The sequence below is a fragment of the Streptomyces sp. NPDC058195 genome (genome assembly GCF_042883525.1).
Classification (GTDB): Bacteria; Actinomycetota; Actinomycetes; order Streptomycetales; family Streptomycetaceae; genus Streptomyces.
In genome coordinates this window covers 54263-72594 of sequence record NZ_JBHVVM010000030.1, presented here as the reverse complement: position 1 = coordinate 72594, position 18332 = coordinate 54263, and the positions used below count along the sequence as shown (strand labels likewise).

The following is an 18332-nucleotide window of genomic DNA, read 5'->3' as shown; positions in this document are numbered from 1 at the left end:
TCGGCGACTCGGGAGCGTGCCGACTGTGCCTCGAACAGGCCCGTCGGCTCAAAGAGCCAGACCGAGCCGTCGACATGGTCGGAGCCAACCGGTTCGGGCAGCAGCTCTACCTGGCCAACCTGCACGCTGCCCGGAACGGGAAGCGACGCGACTGGGTCGCCCACCAGCGCCGACGGGCGCAGGCGCCACCGGTGCAGTTCGCTCCCGTCCGTTGGCGACAGCTGCTGCTGTTCCGCATGCCGCCCAACCACGCCGCCCTCAAGAACCGGGCAGCGGCCGTCAACTCCGAGATGGTCCGCTTCTGCGACGCCATCCTGCGCGATCACGCTGCCCGGCACGGCTGGAGCCGCAAGCAGATCAATGACACCGCGCGGTCCCTCAAGCTGTTGCAGGTCCTTCAGGACACCCCCGGCGCGAAGATCAACGCCAGTGACGTCCTCGAACTCCCTGGCCTGGGAGGAACCGCCGCGTCCACCATGGAGATCCTTGCGGCGGCCGACCTGCTGATCGATGACCGGACCGCAGCCGTCCACCGGTACTTCACCAAGCACACGGTCGGCCTGCCGCCGGAGATGCGGGACCAACTGGGCATCTGGTTCCAGGTCATGCTCGGCGGCAGCAAGAACGCACCCCGCCGCCTGCCGAGGCATCCGCAGACCGCCCACCTGCACATTCTCGGGATGGCCCCGATCTGGCACATGTGGGCAGCCCGAGGCGTCCAGTCCCTCGCCGAGATCAGCCGGGAGGACGTCATCGCGGCCCTCCCACCCTCGGGCGCCAACCGGTGCTTCGCCGAGCAGGGCCTGCGGGGACTCTTCGACATCCTCAAGGCCCGCAAGCAGGTCTTCACCAACCCCGCCCGCGGCCTGCCCGCCACCCACAGCGGCAGCACCATCCCGCTGCCCCTGGACACCGAACTGATCCGAGCAGCCCTCAACTCCGACGACCCCGCCTCCGCGCTGGCCGTCGCCCTGGTCGCGTTCCACGGGCTGACCGGTCCCCAGCTGCAAGAACTCGCCCTGACCGACATCCGCGACGGCCGCCTCACCATCGACGACCGGACCATCCCCCTCGCCGGCCCCGTACGCACCCGCCTGGCGGCATACCTCGACCACCGGGCCCGGACCTGGCCGACCACCATCAACCCGCACCTGTTCATCAACCGGCGCACCGGCCCCCGTACGAACCGCGTCGGCAGGGGCTTCCCGTGGGTCAAACTCGGCGTCACACCACAGGCTCTCCGCGAAGACCGCATCCTTCAGGAGATCCACGCCACTGGTGGTGACGTACGCAGAATCTGCGACCTCTTCGGGCTCACCGTCGCCGGCGCCATGCGCTACACCACCGGGCTCGAACACCCCGACCTGACCGGTCGGCCTGTTGACGGCCACGCAATTCCCCACCCTGACAGTCATGAGTCCTCATAGCGGCGATGGCCGTGGGCGGTCCGGCTGGTCGCACACGACCCAAGCTGGCAGCCCGATAGTCCGGTGAACCTTGCCGGGATACTGGCGTCATGGCCGTCACCCAACAGCTCGCCCGCATCCCGGCGCAGTACCTCGCCGCGTGCCGCCAGTCCGCCAGCATGTCGCCGGACCGCGATCCCCATTGGGATCCGCCGGCGTACGACGTGCTGGACCTGGACTGGGCTCCGAGACTGCTGGAGCGAGTCGGCGAGATAGCCGGGCTCGACGAAGTCCATCTGAGTGCTCTCCGCGGGGCCACAGACGGCGACACTGCTCTCGACCTGGCCTTCCTCAACACCCACCCGCACGCCATTGCCCCCTTCGGGCCCGCCCCCACAGCCCTGTCCGCCCCTCAAGTGGCGCGCGTCTCCGAACTGCTCGGCCAGATCAACATGCCTGCCCTCCTCAACGCCTTGCCGACCGACGATCGCGAAGCCGGATCCTTGATCGGGCACGAGGCCACCAAGATCACCGGCGGTCCGAGGGCGTACCTGCTGAGGCACTTCAACGCCCTCCGCGACTTCTACCTCGACGCGGCAAAGCGCCACCTGCTCGTCGTGCTCTGGTGGGACTGAACCGGGACCAACCCGGCCGTCCCAACCACGAGCACCCGCGCCAGCACGGGACTGCCGGGCTCGGCATTTGCGTGACCGTCCATACGGCCAGTCGTCGGTTCCCCAACCGGCGACCCCACATAGGCTCTCCACAACGCCTACCCCTTGGGTTCCAACCACTGGACGCTTCAGAAATGACGAACCCACGGGCTTAGGCCGACATGCGGGCGTCGGTGTCGAAGAGCTCTCGCTCGGCCGGGTGCAGGATGTGCTGGGTGATGAAGGAGCGGCCTGCGACCTTCCACAGGCCCCGGCCCTTGGTGAGGGCGGACACGGCCTGGGTCTCGACGCCGGTCAGTCCGAGCAGGGACGCGGCGGCGGTGAGCTGGTCAGGCTCCTGGCGGTAGATGATGCGCGTGCTGCAGTCCGCGAGGAGCCCCTCGGCAAGGACCCGGCCGCGCGACCCGGCGTCGCCAGCCGAGAGCAAATCGCTGAGGCGGTGGATCACCATCAGGTTCGCGATGCCCAGCCCTCGGGAGAGCTTCCACTGGCTCTGCATCCGCTCCAGCAGCCCGACGTGCCGCATCAGCCGCCACGCCTCGTCGTAGATCACCCAGCGTCGACCGCCATCGGGATCACTGAGGGCTGACTCCATCCACGCGCTCGCGCACGTCATCGCGAGCACCAGTGCCGTGTCGTCACCGGAGCCGCCGAGACGGGAGAGATCGATGGACAGCATCGGTGTGGTCGGGTCGAACGACACGGTGCTCGGCGCGTCGAACATGCCGCTCAAGTCGCCGTGCACGAGACGTCGCAGGGCATGGGCGAGGTCTTGGGCGGCTGAACCGAGGTGCCCCGCCTGGTGGCCGAGGGCCTGGTCGAGGCGTTCGGGGGAGCCGAGTACGTGGGCGATCTCGCCGAGCAGCGGCACCGTGCCCCGGGCGGCGGCGTCAGCGACGACCAGATCCAGGGCCAGGTCGAGGGCGGTGTGCTCCATCGGCAGCAGGTCGCGCTTCAGCACGGTGCGGGCGAGGCCGGCCAGCAGCAGCAGACGGCGCTTGCGAACCTCCGTGAACCAGTCCTCCTCGCTCACGGAGGCGGGGCGAGCCGGGGCGTCCAGCGGATTCAACCGTCCAGGGAGCCCCGGGCCCAGGGCGATGGTGTATCCGCCGAGGGCCTGCGAGACACCGGTCCACTCCCCCTTGGGATCGCAGGGGATGTAGATCCGGTAGCCGTGGGCGATCGACCGGGCGGCGATCGACTTCGCCAGCGCCGACTTGCCCATGCCGATGATCCCGGCCAGGACCGCGTTGGGGTTGGTGAAGCCCTCCACCCTGCCGCTGTTGTAGAGCGAGAACGGGTCGAAGCAGAAAGCCGCCTCCGCGTGCACATCGCGGCCGATGAACACCCCTTCGGCGCCCAGGCCGCCCTCGGCCACGAACGGGTAGGCGCCGCTGGCTGTGGCGGTGGTCATCCGGTGGGCGGGCAGGGCGAGCTTGCCGCCGCGGGCGGAGGCCGGACCGGGGCGACCGGCGGGCGGGTAGGTGGGCCGCAGATCCGGGTCGAGGGTCTGCTCGGCGCGGTGCTTGGGCGGGTTTCCGGCGAGGCGTGCCTGGCGGCGGGCTTCGGTGAAACCGGCTCGGGCGGCTCGCTGTTCGGCGCGTGTCGTCTTACGGGGCACGAACAGGGGGGAGGCGCTGGCGCGGGTACGGGGCATGAGCGTTTCTCCAGGTGAGGGGTGGGTCAGCGGCGGACGAGGCCGGTGAACGGTGCGTGCAGGTCGGCCGGGGTGGTGCGCCGCCGGACGAGATGAGCGGTGCGCTGGTGGCGCTGGCAGATGGTCAGTTCCGGTGCTCCCTCTGGAAGGCCGGCCTGGCACGCCTCCGGCGCGGGGATCTCGCCGGAGCCCGGCCGGGGCGCCGCGTGGTAGGCGGCGTGGAGGTGCTCAGCGGCCTGCCAGACGCGGGTGCGGGCGGTACGGAGCTGGTCGCCTTCGACCGCGACGAGCTGCCCGGTGTGACCGGTGTGGGCGTCGAGTAGCCCGTACAGCGAAACGAGGTGCGCGTGCAGGGCGTCCAGCTCGGCCCGGGTGGTGACCAGCGGGCCGCCCGGGATGTTGAGCGCCTGGTGGAAGTCGAGCGCGGCGGTGGCGAAGGGCACGAAGTCCTGCGCGGTCGGGCTGGTGGTGCGGGACATGAGGGTGCTCTTTCGAAGGGAAGGGTCAGGCAGCGAGCGCGAGCGGCAGGGCGGCGGCGGTGAACGCCTCGGCCTGCTGCCAGGTCAGCGGCCGGAGATCGAGCTGGGCTCCGACAGCGGCGGTCTCCACGACGGCGCAGGCGGTGCGCAGCTCGTCCTCGGTGTCGGCCGAGACGGTCAGCAGACCGGTCAGGGCGACGTCGGCGTGCCCGGCGATGAGCTGGCGTTCGCGGGACTTGATGTCCTGGTACTCGATCGAGTCCGCCTCGGAGTCGACCTGGCCGCGCCGGGCCCGTTCGGCGGCGTCGGCGATCACGCTGGACTTCTTGCGCTGCACGTCGCGCAGGGCGGCGTCGAGGTTCTTCGGCTCGTAGGAGAGCGACAGCGTGCGCCGGACGCCGCCGGTGAACAGGAGCTGGTGCAGGAAGCCGGCGCTGGTCTCGGTGCGCGGCCAGTTCTCCACCCAGTAGGTGGCGTGCACGGCGGAGTCGGTGGCGATGTGGTCCGCCTTCTCGACGACCACGACGGGGCCGGCGGCGGCGGGCTCGGCCTCGGGGCGACCGGCCGTGGACCAGCGGTCGAGTGTCGCCAGCGCCTTCGGGTCATAGGAAGTGCGCACCACGGCGGCGATCTCGTGGGCGGTGAGCCAGCCCGTCGGGGTGAGACCGGCGGTCCGCGCCGCCTGGTCGAACGTGGAGGTGAGCTGGGCGAGGACGCTGAAGGCACCGGTGAGACCGCCGCCAGCCTGGTTGATCAGCCGACGGGCCGCCTTGGTGTCCAGGGATACCGCGACGTACGCCTCGTGCGGGGCGGCTGCGGGACCGGCGCTCTGGAGCAGCTCGTTGTAGATCGCGCCGGCCATCGGGGTGTCGGGGCGGCCGTGCTCTTCCCAGTAGCGGCGCAGCGCGTCGCCGGAGTCGGGGATGGTGCGCTCGATCACCTGGATGCGGGCGATCTGCCCGGTACGGGCGAGAGCTGCCAGCGCGCGTCCCCAGCCGCCGACGTTGGCCTGCTGGGTGCCGGGGTCGAGCAGGGCGTAGGCGCGGGAGGAGACCTTGACCACCGCGGTCAGCGTCCTGGTGTGCGGGTTGTGGACTGCGCCGTACTTGCCGTCGGGAGCGGTGGTCACGCGCAGGCTGGCAGCGGTGCCGGGAAGGTGGAGCAGTCCCTCGCGGGTCGGCCGGCGGGAGGGCCGGGTGAGCCAGACGAGCTGGCCTCGCATCCGGCGCAGCGCGTATCGGACGACGATCGGGGTCCAGTCCGCCAGTGCACGGCCTCGGTGGCGGACGAAGATGAGCAGGGCGATGACGGCCCACAGCGGGATGAGCTGGAGGGCGCCGACCACACCGCGGGCGAGGATCACGGCGAGAAGGAGAAGGCCGGTGAGCCCGGCGACGGCCAACTGCGGGACGGACAGGCCGAGCAGGACGCCGCGCCTGCTGCGGTGCGGGAACTTCACGGTGGGCGTGGAGGACTGGTGCTTGCCGGACATGGTGGTTCCAGACGGTGGGAGCGGGCGGAGGACGGGGCGCGCGGCGCTCTTCTGGACGTCATGGCGGAACCTTCCTGCTGGTGGGGGGCGGGGGCGGGCCGTGGAGTGCGGCCCGCCCCCGGGGGATGTGGGTCAGGAACCCGACGGCGGCTGGGTGGGATACACCCAGTTCGTCGGCGTCGGAGAGCCGGTGGCCGACGGTCCGGACGCGGATGCCGGAGTACCCGACGGCGAAGGTGCGGGACCGACTGGCGGCATGGAGGCCATGTCGCCGCCCGGAGCCGATGAACCTGTGAGGTGACCGGAGCCGCTCGCAACGCCTTGGGCAGTCACTTCGGCTCCTTCCGGTTCGTCCTCGCCAGGACGTGTGATCAGCGGCGGGATCCCGGGGCGCTGGATCAGAGCCCGGCCCTTGTCGCCGCTCGCGTCCGGGTCTTCGCCGTACCGGAAGCGGGTCTGCTGCTTGGGCGGCCCGGCGTCGATGCCCTCCTTGCTGAGGTTGCCGCCGGAGGGGTTGATGCCGGAGGCGACGCCATCGGTGCCCGCGCCCGGGACCTGGTTCGGACCCTGCGGCGCGGGGGCACCGGTACCGGCCCGCAGCGCGAGGCTGCCTGCGGTCTTCGCGGCTCCTGCGGCGACCGCCATGCCGGCGACACCGGTGCGGTGCATGTCGTCGTGGCCGCCGCCGTCGCTGGCCCAGTGGACGAACTTGTACGTCGCGTAGGGGCACAGCAACACCAGGACCATCACGACGATGCCGGCCATCGCGTCGGACAGGGCCGCCATTCCGTCGCTGGCGTCGGTCTTGCCCATGGCGGAGACGCCGATGAGGAAGACCACGGTCATCAACAGCTTGGAGACGATCAGGGTGCCGGTGGCCTCGATCCAGCCGCGCCGCCACCGTTTGGCGACTTCCCAGCTGCCGCCTGCCCCGGCGAACACCGCGAGCGCGACCATGATCAGGACGCCGACCTTGCGGGCCACCATCACGCCCCAGTAGAGGAAGGCCCCGATCGCGCACCCGAAGGCCACCAGCGCGGGCACCCCCCAGCCGAGGCCGTACATGGCCCCCATCTGATCAACCTTGATCACACGACGGATCGCGTCGTCGATCGAGGTGTTGGCGGCTTTGAAGAGGCCGTCGGACAGCGCGTCCACCACGGTGATGGCAACGGTCGTGAAAGCGATGGCGGAGAAGCTGAAGAGGACTCCGGTCATGGTGCCGAACGCCGCCTTGGCGAGGGCACGCTCGTCTCGACGCCAGGCAGCGGTCATGAGCTGGATGCAGAAGATGCCGACGGTCAGGGCGAGGCCGATGGGCAGCAGCAGCTCGTAGTTGTCGCGGAACCACCCGGCGTTGAGGTCGATGGCCGTCGTCTTGTTGACGGCCTTGGCGGCCAGGTCGGCCGCGCTGGACGCCAGCTCGCCCGCCGACTTTGCGATCCACGCGCCGAGACCGTCGGTGACGGTGCCGGCGGGGTTGGTGGCGAAGTCGATAGCGCCGCACACCTTGTCCATCAGCGGGAAGTCGCAGACTCCCATGGGTCGTACCTCCGTTCTGGGGCGAGGGTCAGGGCGCGACGGACGGCATGACGCCGACCAGGGCGCAGGAGTGGTTGGGCCGGCACTGGACCGCGAGGGTGGTGGACCGGCTCTCCGCGCCGCCGGCGGCCGAGCCCTTCCAGCGAATCGACTGCTTGCCGGAGACCGTGACGGCGTAGACGTACGCCTGGGTGATCGCCCCGGCGTCGTCCTGGAGAGCCTGGGTGAAGGCGTGCGGGAAGTGCCCCTCGTTGATCTTGGCGGCGGCGACCTGCTTGTTGGCCGCCATCTCCTTCCACAGCACGGCCGAGGGGACCGCCTGGTCGACGGAGGCCGGGTCGGCGTACTTCGACTCCGTGGTCAGCCAGCCGCGCAGCGCCTTGCGCAGCTCGGGCTGCGAGTACGCACGGGTGTCGTACGACCACAGCGCTGCGGCGGCGGCCTTCCCGTACGTGATCGGGTCGTGGGTCTTCGGCGGAACGGGCAGAGCGCGGGGCCGGGTGTGCGGCCCGGACGGCGCCGCGGGCGACGAGGAAGCCGTGGGCGAACTCGGCGGTGGGGAAGCGGTATCGGAGGGGCTCCGGCCCTCGCGGGTGAGGTAGGCGGCCAGGCCGGCGAGGGCGACGAGCACCGCTAGGACGGCAGTGCCGAGCAGCGCCCGGCGGCGCACGCGAGATGCGCCGCCGGGGTGGGTGGCGTGCTGAGCCATCAGTGGACCTGCGTCCCGAGCGTCGAGAAGAACGCCACCACACCATTGGCCGCACCGAGAAGAAGGGCCGCGCCCGCGCTGACCAGCACGCCCTTCTTCCCGTTCGCCTCGGCCTGGTGACCACCGGAGTGGTGACCCCAGGCCCACACGCCCGCACTGACGGCGAGGGCACCGACCACGGCGATGAGTCCGAACAAGTTGATCGAGCCCATCACCTGCTTGAGGACGTTGAGGCCAGGGAGCCCGCCCTCGTTGGGCTTGATTCCGGGGTCGTAGGCGAGCTGTATGACCTGTTCAGCGAGATACATGGGAACTCCAGTTCGAATGAACGCACGCCAAAGCCCGGTGGGGCGAACCAGCGGTGCGAGGGGAGGTGAGGAGGGGGAGGAGCGCCGGTCAGACGACTCGGCGGACCGCGAGAATCCGCGATTTCCAGGACGCGACGGTGGTGATCCGTACGACGTCACCGGTGTGCGGGGCGTGGACGATCAGGCCCTGCCCGATCGCCATCCCGACGTGTTCCGGTATGGCGGCCGTCCCCTCGGTGAAGAGGAGGTCGCCCGGCTTGAGAGCATCGACCGAGACGGCCTTGCCGTCCTTGACCTGCGTGTACGTGGTCCGCGTCAGGGTGACCCCGGCTGCCTTGTACGCGCCCTGCATCAGGGAGGAGCAGTCGCAGCGGCCCATCGGGTTCTTGCCGTGGGAGTCGGTGCACGTGCCGCCCCACTGATACGGGGTGCCGAGTTGGCCGAGCGCCCACCGGATCGCCGTCTGCACCTTCGGCGGCGCGGAGGCGGGAATCTTGTACTCCTCCGGCAGGGCGCCCGCCGGGATGGTGCCGAAGTCCGTCCCGTCGCCGTCCGCCGAACAACCCCCCGCGGAATCGGGAGAGGGGCTGGCGGTGTCGGCAGATCCTGACGGCGACGGGCTCGGCGATGCACCGCCGGCCTTCTCCAGCAGGGGCTCGATGGCCTTCTGCAAGGCGGTGGCCAGCGGCTCCCATTTGGCGTACGCCTCCGGGAAGCCCGACTTCTGTACCGCCTGCGCGGCCTGGGTGACAGAGAGGGACTGCCAGCCGGAGACCTTCTTGAGCCCCTCGTAGAACTTCGTCGAGGCGTGCACCGGGTCGAGGATCTGGCTGGCTGTGCCCCAGCCCATCGACGGCCGCTGCTGGAAGAGACCCAGCGAATCGCGGTCGCCGTAGGTCAGGTTCCGCAGGCTGCTTTCCTGCAGCGCGGTCGCCAGGGCGACGACCTGCCCGCGGGCGGGGATGTTCATCGCGACGCCCGTGGCCTGGATCGTCTTGGCGTTGGGCACTTGGTCGGCAGGCGCGTCCAGACCCGGCACGGAGACCGAGCCCTTGTCGCCGCCGTCCAGGATGGCCTTCACCTGCTTGGCGACGGCGGAGGCGTCCACACCCTGTGCACCGTCGGTCGAGCACGAAGCCGAGGCGGTCCCGGCACCGATGCCGAGGATCGGCAGTGCCAGCAGGAGTGGTCCGGTGGCGCACAGACCGACGAGGGCTCCCGTCGTCTTCTTCACGGCCGCCGCCGTTCAGCGCGACGGCGGTGCGTACCGGTCGAGGGAGGTGGGTCGGGGCGCGGGTGTGTCAGGGCATGCTGCATCGCAGCGGCTCCTCGGTGTTCGAAGGAGACGCGGTGCCGACTTCTCGTGCAAAGCCGTCGGCACCGCGCCGATGTGCATCCGCCTCTCGGCGGGCCCGGGTCAGAGGAGTTGGTAGCTCCAGGACGCCGGTTTCAGGTCACGCGCGGCAGCCAGCCGCGCTCGTAATCTCAGGCAGTGCACAGGGGCCTCCTCACGGCGCTCGCGGGCAGATGGGCAACATGCCTCCGACGCCGCCCGATTGGACGAGACAGCACAGATAAGCACAGCTCAACGGGGGTGGAGCAGCGCTCCTTCCCGGTGGCACGGCGAGACAGTAGACCGGGATGCCGGCCGCGCCAAACGACTGCCATCCAGGGGCCCGAAGCAGGGAGCCACCTCGTTAGGCGCGGCCGGAATTCGCCGTTAACCTCCCCTGCAACCTCGCACCGGATGCACGCCGTTGAGCGCTGCCCGGAGCAGGTCCAGACTCCGCCGCGCCCGAAGAGAGGCCCTCCCCATGAGCTACACGCTGCACCGAGGCGACGCCCTGACCGTCCTGAAGTCCCTCCCGGACGAGAGCGTCCAGGCGGTGATCACCGATCCGCCGTACAACTCCGGGGGCCGCACCAGCTCGGACCGAACCGGCCGTACCGCACGCGCCAAGTACGTCACGAGCAACTCGGCGCACGACCTCGCCAACTTCCCCGGCGAGAACCGCGACCAGCGCTCCTACCGCTCCTGGCTCACCGAACTGCTCACCGAGGCGTACCGGGCCTCGACCGAGCACGCGGTCGCGATGGTCTTCACCGACTGGCGACAGGAGCCGACCACCTCCGACGCCCTGCAGATGGCGGGATGGACCTGGAGCGGCACGATTCCGTGGATCAAGCCGTCCAGCCGGCCCCGCAAGGGCGGGCCGAAGCAGGACTCGGAGTTCATCATCTGGGGCGTCAAGGGCTCCCTCGACAACACCCGCGATCTCTACCTGCCGGGGCACTACATCGCCTCCCAGCCCCGCAAGGGCCGGGTTCACATCACCCAGAAGCCGGTCGAGGTCATGCAGCAGCTCGTCCAGGTCTGCCCCGAGGGCGGCACCGTCTTCGACCCGTTCACCGGCAGCGGCTCCACCGGGGTCGCGGCCCTGCGCGAGGGACGCCGCTTCGTGGGCGTCGAGCTGTCCGCGCACTACGCCGACGTCGCCGAGGAGCGGCTGCGGGCCGAACTGACGAAGGACGACTTCGAGCTGGCCGGACCGGAGGCATGATCGTGAGAGCGAAGAGAGGCCAGGGCCGGCGGCCCACAGACGCCAGAGGGGCGGCTGGAGCATCGACTAACCGATGCACCAGCCGCCCCTCCTGTTACGTCAGGCCGCCTCGAACGCCCGCCGGATCAACGGCGCCGCCTTCTCCAGGTCCGCCGCCGCGGCGAGACGGACCTCCAGGTCCCCGGTCCCCAGGTGCCCGATGCCGCGCATGTCCCGGGTGAAGCCCTCCTCCAGCACGACCGAGTCCGGGTCGAGTCTGAGATAGACCAGGATCGCCTTGTGCTTCGGACGGAAGATCACCGACGCCACGTTCACCAACCGCCGGTAGGCGATGTAGTGCCGCAGCGACGCCACCTCCACCTCGCCCCATGCCGTGAGCGCCTCGTCCAGTTCCGCGTACAGGTCCCGCAGGCACTCCGGCACCGCTCCTCCACCCGCAGGCGGAGAGACCGTCGAAGCCATCGGCACTCTGTCCGCCACGGGTGCCTGCTCCCGGCCCCGGCGAGACGAGGCAGCGCTCGGGAAGCCGGTCGCGGAGTCCACGAGCAGCAGCCCCAGCAGGCCACCGTCGAAGATCCGGTAGCGCACCAGGTCGATCCGCTCGGGCAACCGCTGCACCGCCACCCGGTCGTGATGCGAGAAGCCCGCCGCGATGCAGATCATCCGCGGACGACGCCAGTCGACGAACTCGGCGGCCTCCGCCCCCAGCACCTTCCGCACGAGCGTCTCGAACTCGTGGTGCGCCGACTCCAGCCAGGACAGGTAGGACACCGCCTGGGACATCACCCCGCTGTCCGAGCCCTTCTTGAACTCGATCACCACCGGGCTGCCGTTCTCATCGAGCCCCAGGGTGTCGATCCGCCCCCGGTGCCAGGGGCCAGTCGGATACTCCGATGCCAGGAAACGGACGCCCAGCATCTGCTCCAGGCCGGCCTCGACCCGCCGCTGCAGCTCCACCTCCAGTGCCACCGTCGAACCGGACAGCTCCACGTCCCGTCCGTCCGCGTCTCGCCGGAACAACATCAGCTCCGCCACCAGCGCCCCCTCACGCGATCTCTGCAAGGAAGCCAATCGAACGAACGCCCTGCATATTCCGCCTATGGGGGGCCGATCCCTCGGTGAGCCTAAGATTGGCTTTGATCGGCAGCGAGCGAGCGGAAGGGATGTCTGTGAGTGAGGTTCACCCCGTCGAGGCCGTCGCTCTGAAGCTCGAAGAGCTAACCGGCAGCGTTCCGACTCGGCAGTTGATCCACGGCATCGCCCGACTCGAATTTCCCGTGACTGCCGCAGCCGTTTCCTGCTGGGAGCGGATCCTCGAACAAGTCCTTGACCATGGTGAGCAATACGGACTGAGCGACATACCTGCCGGGCCGATCGCCTGGTTGACGATGGCCGCCGCGCCCCGGATCACCCCTTGATCGAGTGTCCTCACCGTCGCGACGTCACCAGTGGTGACGGCCTGGCCGCCCTGGGCAACTCCAATACTCAGCGTCACCGCTGCGAACCTGGTGTCGATCCGATCGTCATCGTGTGAGCCAACCTCGTTGGGCCGCGTGAACCCCTGCTTGGAAGCGGCTGCGTGCGTCCAGGCGGTCCATCAGGTCAGCGGCGATGCGACGCGCGGTCCGTGGGGAGATGCCGAAGCGGTGGGCGATGGCCTCGTCAGTGAGGCCGTCGGCGAGGAACCTGAGCATCTCGACCTGTTGACGGGTGAGATCGTGCTCGACTACGTCCGGAGCGCCTCCGAGCGGGGTGGCGGTGGCCCAGGTGGATTCAAAGAGGGCGCAGAGGGCGGTGATGGTTCCCTCGCCATTGACCAGCACTGCTCCGGTGCGCGCATCGGCAGTATGGGTGGGGAGCATGGCTTGCTGCCGATCAAAGATGACCATGCGAACAGGGAGCGAGACGGCGGTACGTACTTGCGCGCCGTACTTGTTCAGCCAGTTGACGTGTTCGAGGGTCGGCTTGTCGTTTCGGACGCTGTCGAGGTAGATCGTGCGGCTGGCGACTCCCCGGCTCAGCAACTCATGATTGGGGCCTCGGCTCGCCGCCAGATCTGCAGCGCTGTGCGCGCCGCCCGGGGCGAAGGTCATGATTTCGTTTTGCGTCTGGTCCGCGAGCTGTGCCAGACGCTGACGTATCTGGTCAGCGTTCTCGAAGTGTTCGCCCTTTGCGCTCTGAGGTCGTATGCCAGAGCACTCGGCGATGAGTCGGGCTGCGGCTGCACGCGACGCCTCGATGCGGGACTGCTGTTCGGCTAGGTCAGCCTGCTGCCTGGCAAGGAGGATTTCCATCGCCATCTCCGGGCTGATCGGACGTAACTGGCCCTGCCCACCCTCTTGCAGGGCGGGCTGGACGATGGACAGCGAGCTGAGCAGGGAGAGGCTGTCTCGAACGGCTTCCTCGGTGGAAGACAGGCGCTGGGCCAGCTGCGTAACCCCCTCCTCGGGGTGGGCGAGCATAGCCCGGTACACCTTCTCCGCCGTGGCTGAGAGACCCAGAGACTCCAACACCCCTACTCCTCCTGTTAGTTGGCGAGACGGACAGGATACGAGACGAGCCGGACCCAGGTGTCCTCTTTATGCAATGTCATAAAGAGCGGTGCGCGCCCGGCTTGAAATGGAAATTCCATCGCCTCGAAGCTCATCCTCATGTACTTGATTCATGCACATTTCAGCCATGCGTGCCGCATCCCCCTGCCTGCCGAGGCGGCACAGCTGATCCGGGATGGATGCGAGGAACAGGGAATCGAGCACGCCGTCGTCCATCCAACCGCAGAGGGAAACGACTCGCTTGTTGGCCTGTTTGTCCTGGCCGGAAGCGTGGAGGAAGCGGAAAACCTGGCGGCGCGGGCCTGTCGACGTGCGCTCGCCGGGCACGCTGAACTGGCTGGGTTCACGCTGGCCAGCTGCGACGTCCGTCTGGTGCCGGACTTCTACGACCAGCAGTTTCGCCCAGGCCCGGATGGACGGGATATGCCAGGCCCTAATTAGGACAGCAGAAGTCTCTTCACCTGCGGACTTGGATCTACGAGATTAGTGCTCGCCTTCACCGCCGGTCCTTCGACGGACCAGAAATGACTCGCACTTTACTTCGCTGCACAGATCATTGAGAGGCGGAATCATGTCCTTGACCCGAGTCACTATCCGTACCTTCCTCGGCACCCTTGCTATCGGAATTGCGGTGGCTCTTGCCCTGAACGCAATAGCCCTTCCGGAGTCGCAGGTCGCCGCCGCGAACTCACCGGTCACGGCGAACGACGTCACCTGGGGCGGCTGAACCCTGCACCGTCCCTGTCGGTCCAGGCGGCCTACCGTCCCGGGTCCGGCGAGAGCCCGGTCACGTCCCTTCGCACATGAGGAGATCCGTCAGATGGGCACAATCACACAGCCTTCCTCCATCGTCACCGACTTCGCATCGGTATGGGCCACGCGACAGCCGGCCCACAACGGGGATGTTCCCGTCCCGCTTGAGCTGGCCTCCGGCGAGGGGATCCCCGTGTTCATCACCCCGTACACGGCGGGCAACATCGCCTTCATGCGTGACGTCGTGGACAACTTCCGTGACGGTCATCCCGTCTACGGGTTCGAGGCGATCGGGCTGCGGGACCGCACGGAGCCGCCGCGTTCGGTTCCAGCGATCGCGGAGCAGTATCTGCGCGCCATCCGCCGCATCCAGCCGCACGGCCCCTATCTGCTGAGCGGCCTGTGCGGCGGCTCCCAGATCGCCTATGAGATCGCCACCAGGCTCGTCCAGTCCGGCGAACAGGTCGGGCCGCTAAACCTGGTCAACGCAGCGCGCGGCGAACTGGACACCAGCCCCCGTCTCGACCTCTGCGATCTGTACGACATGCGGCTTGCGTCACTGGCGCAGCGGTTCACCGCCACGGACCTGGACGCCGACCTCGACCATGTGATGCAGCAGATGTGCGAGCTGCAGTGGCTTGACGAGCCGGTGCCGGCCTCGGACTTCTACTGGCGGCAGGCGCTGTGGGCGGCGTCGTACGACGCGTTCGTACGGTGCTCGCTTGGCCGGCTCGACATCCCCGTCAACATCTTCATCGCCGAGGAATCAGCGCACGACCCCGAAGTCCGGTGGCACGACATCGCACCCCGCAGCACGGTGCGATCCATGGAGGTGGTCACGAGCGCCCAGATCACCAGCCACCCCGCCTTCGTCACCGCGATGCGCGACGCCTTCGAACAGGTCAGCGCATGAGCAGCACGCCGAACATCCTCCCCGCTCCAGATCTCGCGGCCTCCACGACGAGGCCGAGTCCGTGAGCATCACCCTGCGCACACCCCAGTCCCCCGCAACGGCAGATCGCCCCGACGCCACGCCACGGTTGTGGGCACAGCGCAACTTCGTCCTCTTCTGGTTCGGGCAGACCGTCTCGAAAGTCGGCAACGGCGCATACTCCGTCGCGCTCGGCTGGACCGTCTACCGGATGACCTCGTCAACAGCCGCTATGGGCACGATCTTGGCCCTCAACTTCGCGCCGCAGGTCATATTCTCCGTGGCCGGCGGGACACTGGCCGACCGATGGTCACGGCGCCGCGTCATCGTCGGTGCCGACTTGACGGCCGCCGGGGCCATCGGTGTCCTCGCGGTGCTCGCCGCCACACAACACCTCTCCCTCGGCCTCCTCATGGCCGCAGCCGTAGTGCTGGGCACCGTCAGCGCCTTCTACAGCCCGGCCTACGCGGCCATGAATCGCGAACTGCTCGAAGCAAAGGAGTTCCGTAAGGCCAACTCCGTGCTCACCGCGTCCTCGAGCCTGGCCCGCCTCGTGGGGCCCCTGCTGGCAGCTGGCCTCTTCGGGGTCGGTGGACCCGCACTCGTCTTCGCGCTGAACGCCGCCTCCTTCGCGATCGCGGCCGTCGCGATGATGGCCACGGACATCCGAGCCCGCCCCGGCCCACGCACGATGGACGGAATCCGCCGGGAACTTTCCCAGGGGCTGCGCTACACATGCTCCGAGCCCTGGCTGATTCTGATCATCGCCCTGTCGCTCGCGGTCAACATCCTGTGCCTGGCCCCCTATTCCGTGCTGCTGCCCGCGCTCGTCCAGCAGGCCCACAGCGGGGTGGGAACCCTAGGACTGGTCAGCGCGTCCGAGATCGCTGCCCTGCTGCTGGCCTCACTGATCATCGGGCGTGTGCGCGGGATCAAGGCGGGCACCGGACTGCTCGTTCTGGGCTCGGCGATGGGCCTGGGCGCCACGGTTCTCGGCACGCTGGGAGGCCAGCCAGGCATGCTGTTCCTCGGCGCGATCTTGTTCGGTGTCGGGCTTTCCTTCGACGTCATCGAGAACACCCTGCTGCAGAACAGAGTGCCCGAGCATCTCCTCTCCCGGGTCTACAGCGTGAACATGACTCTCTCGTACTCGCTGCAACCGCTCGGATACTTCTTCTCCGGGCTTCTGGCACGGCACTTCAGCGCCCCTGCCGTCCTCACGGCAGGCGGGCTCACGATGCTCACCGCCTGCTCCGTCGCCGTGCTCCTGCCGACCACCCGGCGCCTGGATGCGGTCCGCTGCTAGCCCGCAGTCCACCGGCCGACCCGTACAGCATCACCTCTTGATCGCCCTGCTCGACGCGGAGTGCGAGCTCGCGCCCAGGGCAGCGAACCCAAGCCTTGTGGAGGAAATCCCCCATGCCCAACCTTGCCGACATAGCCGAGATCACGTCACACATGCTGATAGGTGAGCACGCCGAGCAGCCGACCTGCCTGCCCCAGGCCATGCTGGACGCTGCGGCCCGACACCCCGACCGCGTCGCGGTGGTCCATGACCACGCCCATATCACCTATCGCGAACTTGCCGATCAGGCACTCGAGTTGGCCGCCCGGCTACAGGGCGAGGGCGTCGGCCGCGAGGTGCCCGTGGCCATTTTGCTGCCGCGCACGCCCGCCCTCGTCGCGGCCATCTTTGGCACCTGGCTGGCCGGCGGGGCTTGCCTGATGTTGGACCCCGTCGCTCCGCCCCGTCGCCGTGAGCATATGCTCCGCGACAGTGGAACCCGTGTCGCGGTGACGGCCCAGGAGCTGGCCGCTTCGCTGCCCGCCGGCATCCGTACGATTCTGCCGCCGGGGGCCGACCATGCGACCGGAACTGGGCCGCTGGCCAGGGGCGACATGCTGGTAAAAGCCACCGACCTCGCCTACGTCATCTATACCTCCGGCACCACCGGGCAGCCCAAGGGCGTGATGGTCGAGCACCAGACTCTGTCCGCCATGGCCGACAGCATGGAACAGGCCCTGTACGGCGGGAACGATCCCGGTGTGCGACGTGTGGCACTCAATGGTGCTACCAGTGCCGATCCCTTCTTCGCGGACTTCGCCAACCTGGCCCGTGGACGCACACTCGTCATCGTGGACGAGGCCACCCGCCGTGACCCGGAACGTCTCGGGAATCTGCTGAGCACGCAGCGCATCGACCTGTTCGACGGTACTCCGACGCAGATGCGAGCCCTGCTCCTGGCTGTCGGCGCCTGCGCACTGGACTCCCTGAAGTTCCTCATCCTGGGCAGCGAACCCATTGATGCCGAACTGTGGCAGCAACTGCGCTCCCTCACGCACGTGCGCACCCACAACTACTACGGCCCCACGGAAACAACGGTGTATGTCACCGGGGCCGTCCTGGCACACCACCCCGAGCCGGTCATCGGCACCGCGTTGCCCGGTAATCAGGCCCTCGTCGTAGACCGGGACCTGCGGCCCGTACCCGCAGGTGAGATCGGCGAGATCTGCATTAGCGGCGACCAAGTGGCCCGCGGCTACCTCAACCCCGGGCCTGCCGAAGGCGCCCGCTTCGCTCTCCTCGCCCTGCCCGACGCCCCCACCCCTGTCCGCGCCTATCGCACCGGTGACAGGGGCCGGTACAACGCACGCGGCCAACTGGAGTTCCTCGGCCGCTTCGACAACCAGGTCCAGGTCAACGGCCACCGCATCGAACTCGGCGAGATCGAGCATCATCTACGCGCCTGCCCCGAAGTGGCCAATACCGCTGTCGCCCTGCTGGAGGGCCAGGCGGGCGAGGGCCTGCACGCCTGGCTCGTCCTCAACGAGAGCACCGACCTGAGCGTGATCCGCGCCCGCCTGGCCGAGAGCCTGCCTGCGCACATGCTCCCCCGCCTCACGGCGGTCGGCTCCATCCCGATGAACACCGCGGGCAAGGCAGACATCCAGGCCCTCGCCGTCGCGGCTCAGCAGCACCCGCACTCCTCGCCTGCGGCGGGCGAGGAACTGCCCGACATCTTGAACACCGCCTGGCGGGACATCTTGAAAGCGGACGCGATCGACTCCGCCGACCGCTTCTTCGACATCGGCGGAGACTCCGTCAAGGCCACCCAGCTCACGCTCGCTCTGCGGCACCTCCTGGGCACCGCCCTCCCCATCCGGACGATCTTCGAAAACCCGCGCCTGTCCGACTTCCAGCACGCCGTCAGCCAGCACCTGACCACGGAGCCCGCCGACGCGCAAGCGCCCCGGCCCGCCTGAGAAG

General features: G+C 68.9%; 17 protein-coding genes. 8 read left to right on the top strand and 9 right to left on the bottom strand.

Annotated elements, in window-relative coordinates; translation table 11 throughout:
• Positions 1 to 74 precede the first annotated feature (74 nt).
• Both ACFVWY_RS29375 and ACFVWY_RS29370 read left to right on the top strand, forming a co-directional pair.
• Positions 75 to 1427, top strand: coding sequence for a hypothetical protein (locus ACFVWY_RS29375; RefSeq protein ID WP_389877711.1), 1353 nt, complete (start codon positions 75 to 77; stop codon positions 1425 to 1427).
• Positions 1428 to 1516: 89 nt separating this feature from the next.
• Complete coding sequence (locus ACFVWY_RS29370; RefSeq protein WP_389877709.1) at positions 1517 to 2041, top strand: DUF1877 domain-containing protein; 525 nt, start codon at positions 1517 to 1519, stop codon at positions 2039 to 2041.
• A gap of 190 nt (positions 2042 to 2231) precedes the next feature.
• Here ACFVWY_RS29370 and ACFVWY_RS29365 read toward each other — a convergent pair whose 3' ends face one another.
• The 7 genes from ACFVWY_RS29365 to ACFVWY_RS29335 all read right to left on the bottom strand — a co-directional run bounded on the left by ACFVWY_RS29365 (position 2232) and on the right by ACFVWY_RS29335 (position 9501).
• Positions 2232 to 3737 carry an ATP-binding protein gene (locus tag ACFVWY_RS29365; RefSeq protein ID WP_389877707.1) on the bottom strand — a complete coding sequence of 502 codons (1506 nt, stop codon included), beginning with the start codon at positions 3735 to 3737 and terminating at the stop codon, positions 2232 to 2234.
• A 26-nt stretch (positions 3738 to 3763) separates the two neighbouring features.
• On the bottom strand, positions 3764 to 4216 hold the full coding sequence (locus ACFVWY_RS29360) for a DUF6238 family protein (RefSeq protein WP_389877706.1): 453 nt from the start codon (positions 4214 to 4216) through the stop codon (positions 3764 to 3766).
• Between the two features lie 25 nt (positions 4217 to 4241).
• Positions 4242 to 5708: an SCO6880 family protein gene (locus tag ACFVWY_RS29355; protein WP_389877705.1), complete on the bottom strand. Its 1467-nt coding sequence runs from the start codon at positions 5706 to 5708 to the stop codon at positions 4242 to 4244.
• A gap of 132 nt (positions 5709 to 5840) precedes the next feature.
• Complete coding sequence (locus tag ACFVWY_RS29350; RefSeq protein WP_389877703.1) at positions 5841 to 7250, bottom strand: ATP-binding protein; 1410 nt, start codon at positions 7248 to 7250, stop codon at positions 5841 to 5843.
• 28 nt (positions 7251 to 7278) lie between these two features.
• Positions 7279 to 7959 (bottom strand): hypothetical protein, encoded by a 681-nt coding sequence (locus ACFVWY_RS29345; RefSeq protein WP_389877701.1) that lies wholly within the window; start codon positions 7957 to 7959, stop codon positions 7279 to 7281.
• The gene (locus tag ACFVWY_RS29340) at positions 7959 to 8267 is read right to left on the bottom strand and encodes a DUF6112 family protein (RefSeq protein ID WP_011029048.1); all 309 of its coding nucleotides are present in this window, start codon (positions 8265 to 8267) and stop codon (positions 7959 to 7961) included. Before ACFVWY_RS29340 ends, ACFVWY_RS29345 begins: the two co-directional genes overlap by 1 nt.
• A gap of 88 nt (positions 8268 to 8355) precedes the next feature.
• Positions 8356 to 9501 (bottom strand): C40 family peptidase, encoded by a 1146-nt coding sequence (locus tag ACFVWY_RS29335; protein WP_389877699.1) that lies wholly within the window; start codon positions 9499 to 9501, stop codon positions 8356 to 8358.
• A gap of 580 nt (positions 9502 to 10081) precedes the next feature.
• Between ACFVWY_RS29335 and ACFVWY_RS29330 the strand changes: the two genes are divergently transcribed.
• Complete coding sequence (locus ACFVWY_RS29330) at positions 10082 to 10828, top strand: DNA-methyltransferase (RefSeq protein WP_389877698.1); 747 nt, start codon at positions 10082 to 10084, stop codon at positions 10826 to 10828.
• Positions 10829 to 10927: 99 nt separating this feature from the next.
• On the opposite strand, the gene ACFVWY_RS29325 is transcribed toward ACFVWY_RS29330, so the two are convergent.
• Positions 10928 to 11863 (bottom strand): DUF5655 domain-containing protein, encoded by a 936-nt coding sequence (locus ACFVWY_RS29325; RefSeq protein WP_389877782.1) that lies wholly within the window; start codon positions 11861 to 11863, stop codon positions 10928 to 10930.
• Positions 11864 to 11997: 134 nt separating this feature from the next.
• On the opposite strand from ACFVWY_RS29325, the gene ACFVWY_RS29320 reads away from it, so the two are divergent.
• Positions 11998 to 12246: a hypothetical protein gene (locus tag ACFVWY_RS29320; RefSeq protein ID WP_389877696.1), complete on the top strand. Its 249-nt coding sequence runs from the start codon at positions 11998 to 12000 to the stop codon at positions 12244 to 12246.
• Positions 12247 to 12351: 105 nt separating this feature from the next.
• On the opposite strand, the gene ACFVWY_RS29315 is transcribed toward ACFVWY_RS29320, so the two are convergent.
• Entirely contained in the window at positions 12352 to 13290 is a 939-nt protein-coding gene (locus ACFVWY_RS29315; protein ID WP_389877694.1) for a LuxR C-terminal-related transcriptional regulator, read from the bottom strand.
• 189 nt (positions 13291 to 13479) lie between these two features.
• Here ACFVWY_RS29315 and ACFVWY_RS29310 point away from each other — a divergent pair, with 189 nt between their 5' ends.
• The 4 genes from ACFVWY_RS29310 (at position 13480) to ACFVWY_RS29295 (ending at position 18328) form a co-directional block, all read left to right on the top strand.
• Positions 13480 to 13821, top strand: coding sequence for a hypothetical protein (locus tag ACFVWY_RS29310; RefSeq protein WP_389877693.1), 342 nt, complete (start codon positions 13480 to 13482; stop codon positions 13819 to 13821).
• Positions 13822 to 14200: 379 nt separating this feature from the next.
• Complete coding sequence (locus ACFVWY_RS29305; protein ID WP_389877691.1) at positions 14201 to 15046, top strand: thioesterase domain-containing protein; 846 nt, start codon at positions 14201 to 14203, stop codon at positions 15044 to 15046.
• A gap of 61 nt (positions 15047 to 15107) precedes the next feature.
• Entirely contained in the window at positions 15108 to 16370 is a 1263-nt protein-coding gene (locus ACFVWY_RS29300) for an MFS transporter (protein WP_389877690.1), read from the top strand.
• Positions 16371 to 16483: 113 nt separating this feature from the next.
• Positions 16484 to 18328, top strand: coding sequence for a non-ribosomal peptide synthetase (locus tag ACFVWY_RS29295; protein WP_389877688.1), 1845 nt, complete (start codon positions 16484 to 16486; stop codon positions 18326 to 18328).
• Positions 18329 to 18332: the final 4 nt, after the last annotated feature.

Bases quoted from the DNA above. Each gene is read 5' to 3' on its own strand.
- ACFVWY_RS29360 (WP_389877706.1), bottom strand. From the start codon at position 4,216: ATGTCCCGCACCACCAGCCCGACCGCGCAGGACTTCGTGCCCTTCGCC.
- ACFVWY_RS29345 (WP_389877701.1), bottom strand. From the start codon at position 7,959: ATGGCTCAGCACGCCACCCACCCCGGCGGCGCATCTCGCGTGCGCCGC.
- ACFVWY_RS29305 (WP_389877691.1), top strand. From the start codon at position 14,201: ATGGGCACAATCACACAGCCTTCCTCCATCGTCACCGACTTCGCATCG.
- ACFVWY_RS29310 (WP_389877693.1), top strand. From the start codon at position 13,480: ATGTACTTGATTCATGCACATTTCAGCCATGCGTGCCGCATCCCCCTG.
- ACFVWY_RS29330 (WP_389877698.1), top strand. From the start codon at position 10,082: ATGAGCTACACGCTGCACCGAGGCGACGCCCTGACCGTCCTGAAGTCC.
- ACFVWY_RS29350 (WP_389877703.1), bottom strand. From the start codon at position 7,250: ATGGGAGTCTGCGACTTCCCGCTGATGGACAAGGTGTGCGGCGCTATC.
- ACFVWY_RS29315 (WP_389877694.1), bottom strand. From the start codon at position 13,290: ATGCTCGCCCACCCCGAGGAGGGGGTTACGCAGCTGGCCCAGCGCCTG.
- ACFVWY_RS29355 (WP_389877705.1), bottom strand. From the start codon at position 5,708: ATGTCCGGCAAGCACCAGTCCTCCACGCCCACCGTGAAGTTCCCGCAC.
- ACFVWY_RS29375 (WP_389877711.1), top strand. From the start codon at position 75: ATGGTCGGAGCCAACCGGTTCGGGCAGCAGCTCTACCTGGCCAACCTG.
- ACFVWY_RS29370 (WP_389877709.1), top strand. From the start codon at position 1,517: ATGGCCGTCACCCAACAGCTCGCCCGCATCCCGGCGCAGTACCTCGCC.
- ACFVWY_RS29295 (WP_389877688.1), top strand. From the start codon at position 16,484: ATGCCCAACCTTGCCGACATAGCCGAGATCACGTCACACATGCTGATA.
- ACFVWY_RS29340 (WP_011029048.1), bottom strand. From the start codon at position 8,267: ATGTATCTCGCTGAACAGGTCATACAGCTCGCCTACGACCCCGGAATC.
- ACFVWY_RS29365 (WP_389877707.1), bottom strand. From the start codon at position 3,737: ATGCCCCGTACCCGCGCCAGCGCCTCCCCCCTGTTCGTGCCCCGTAAG.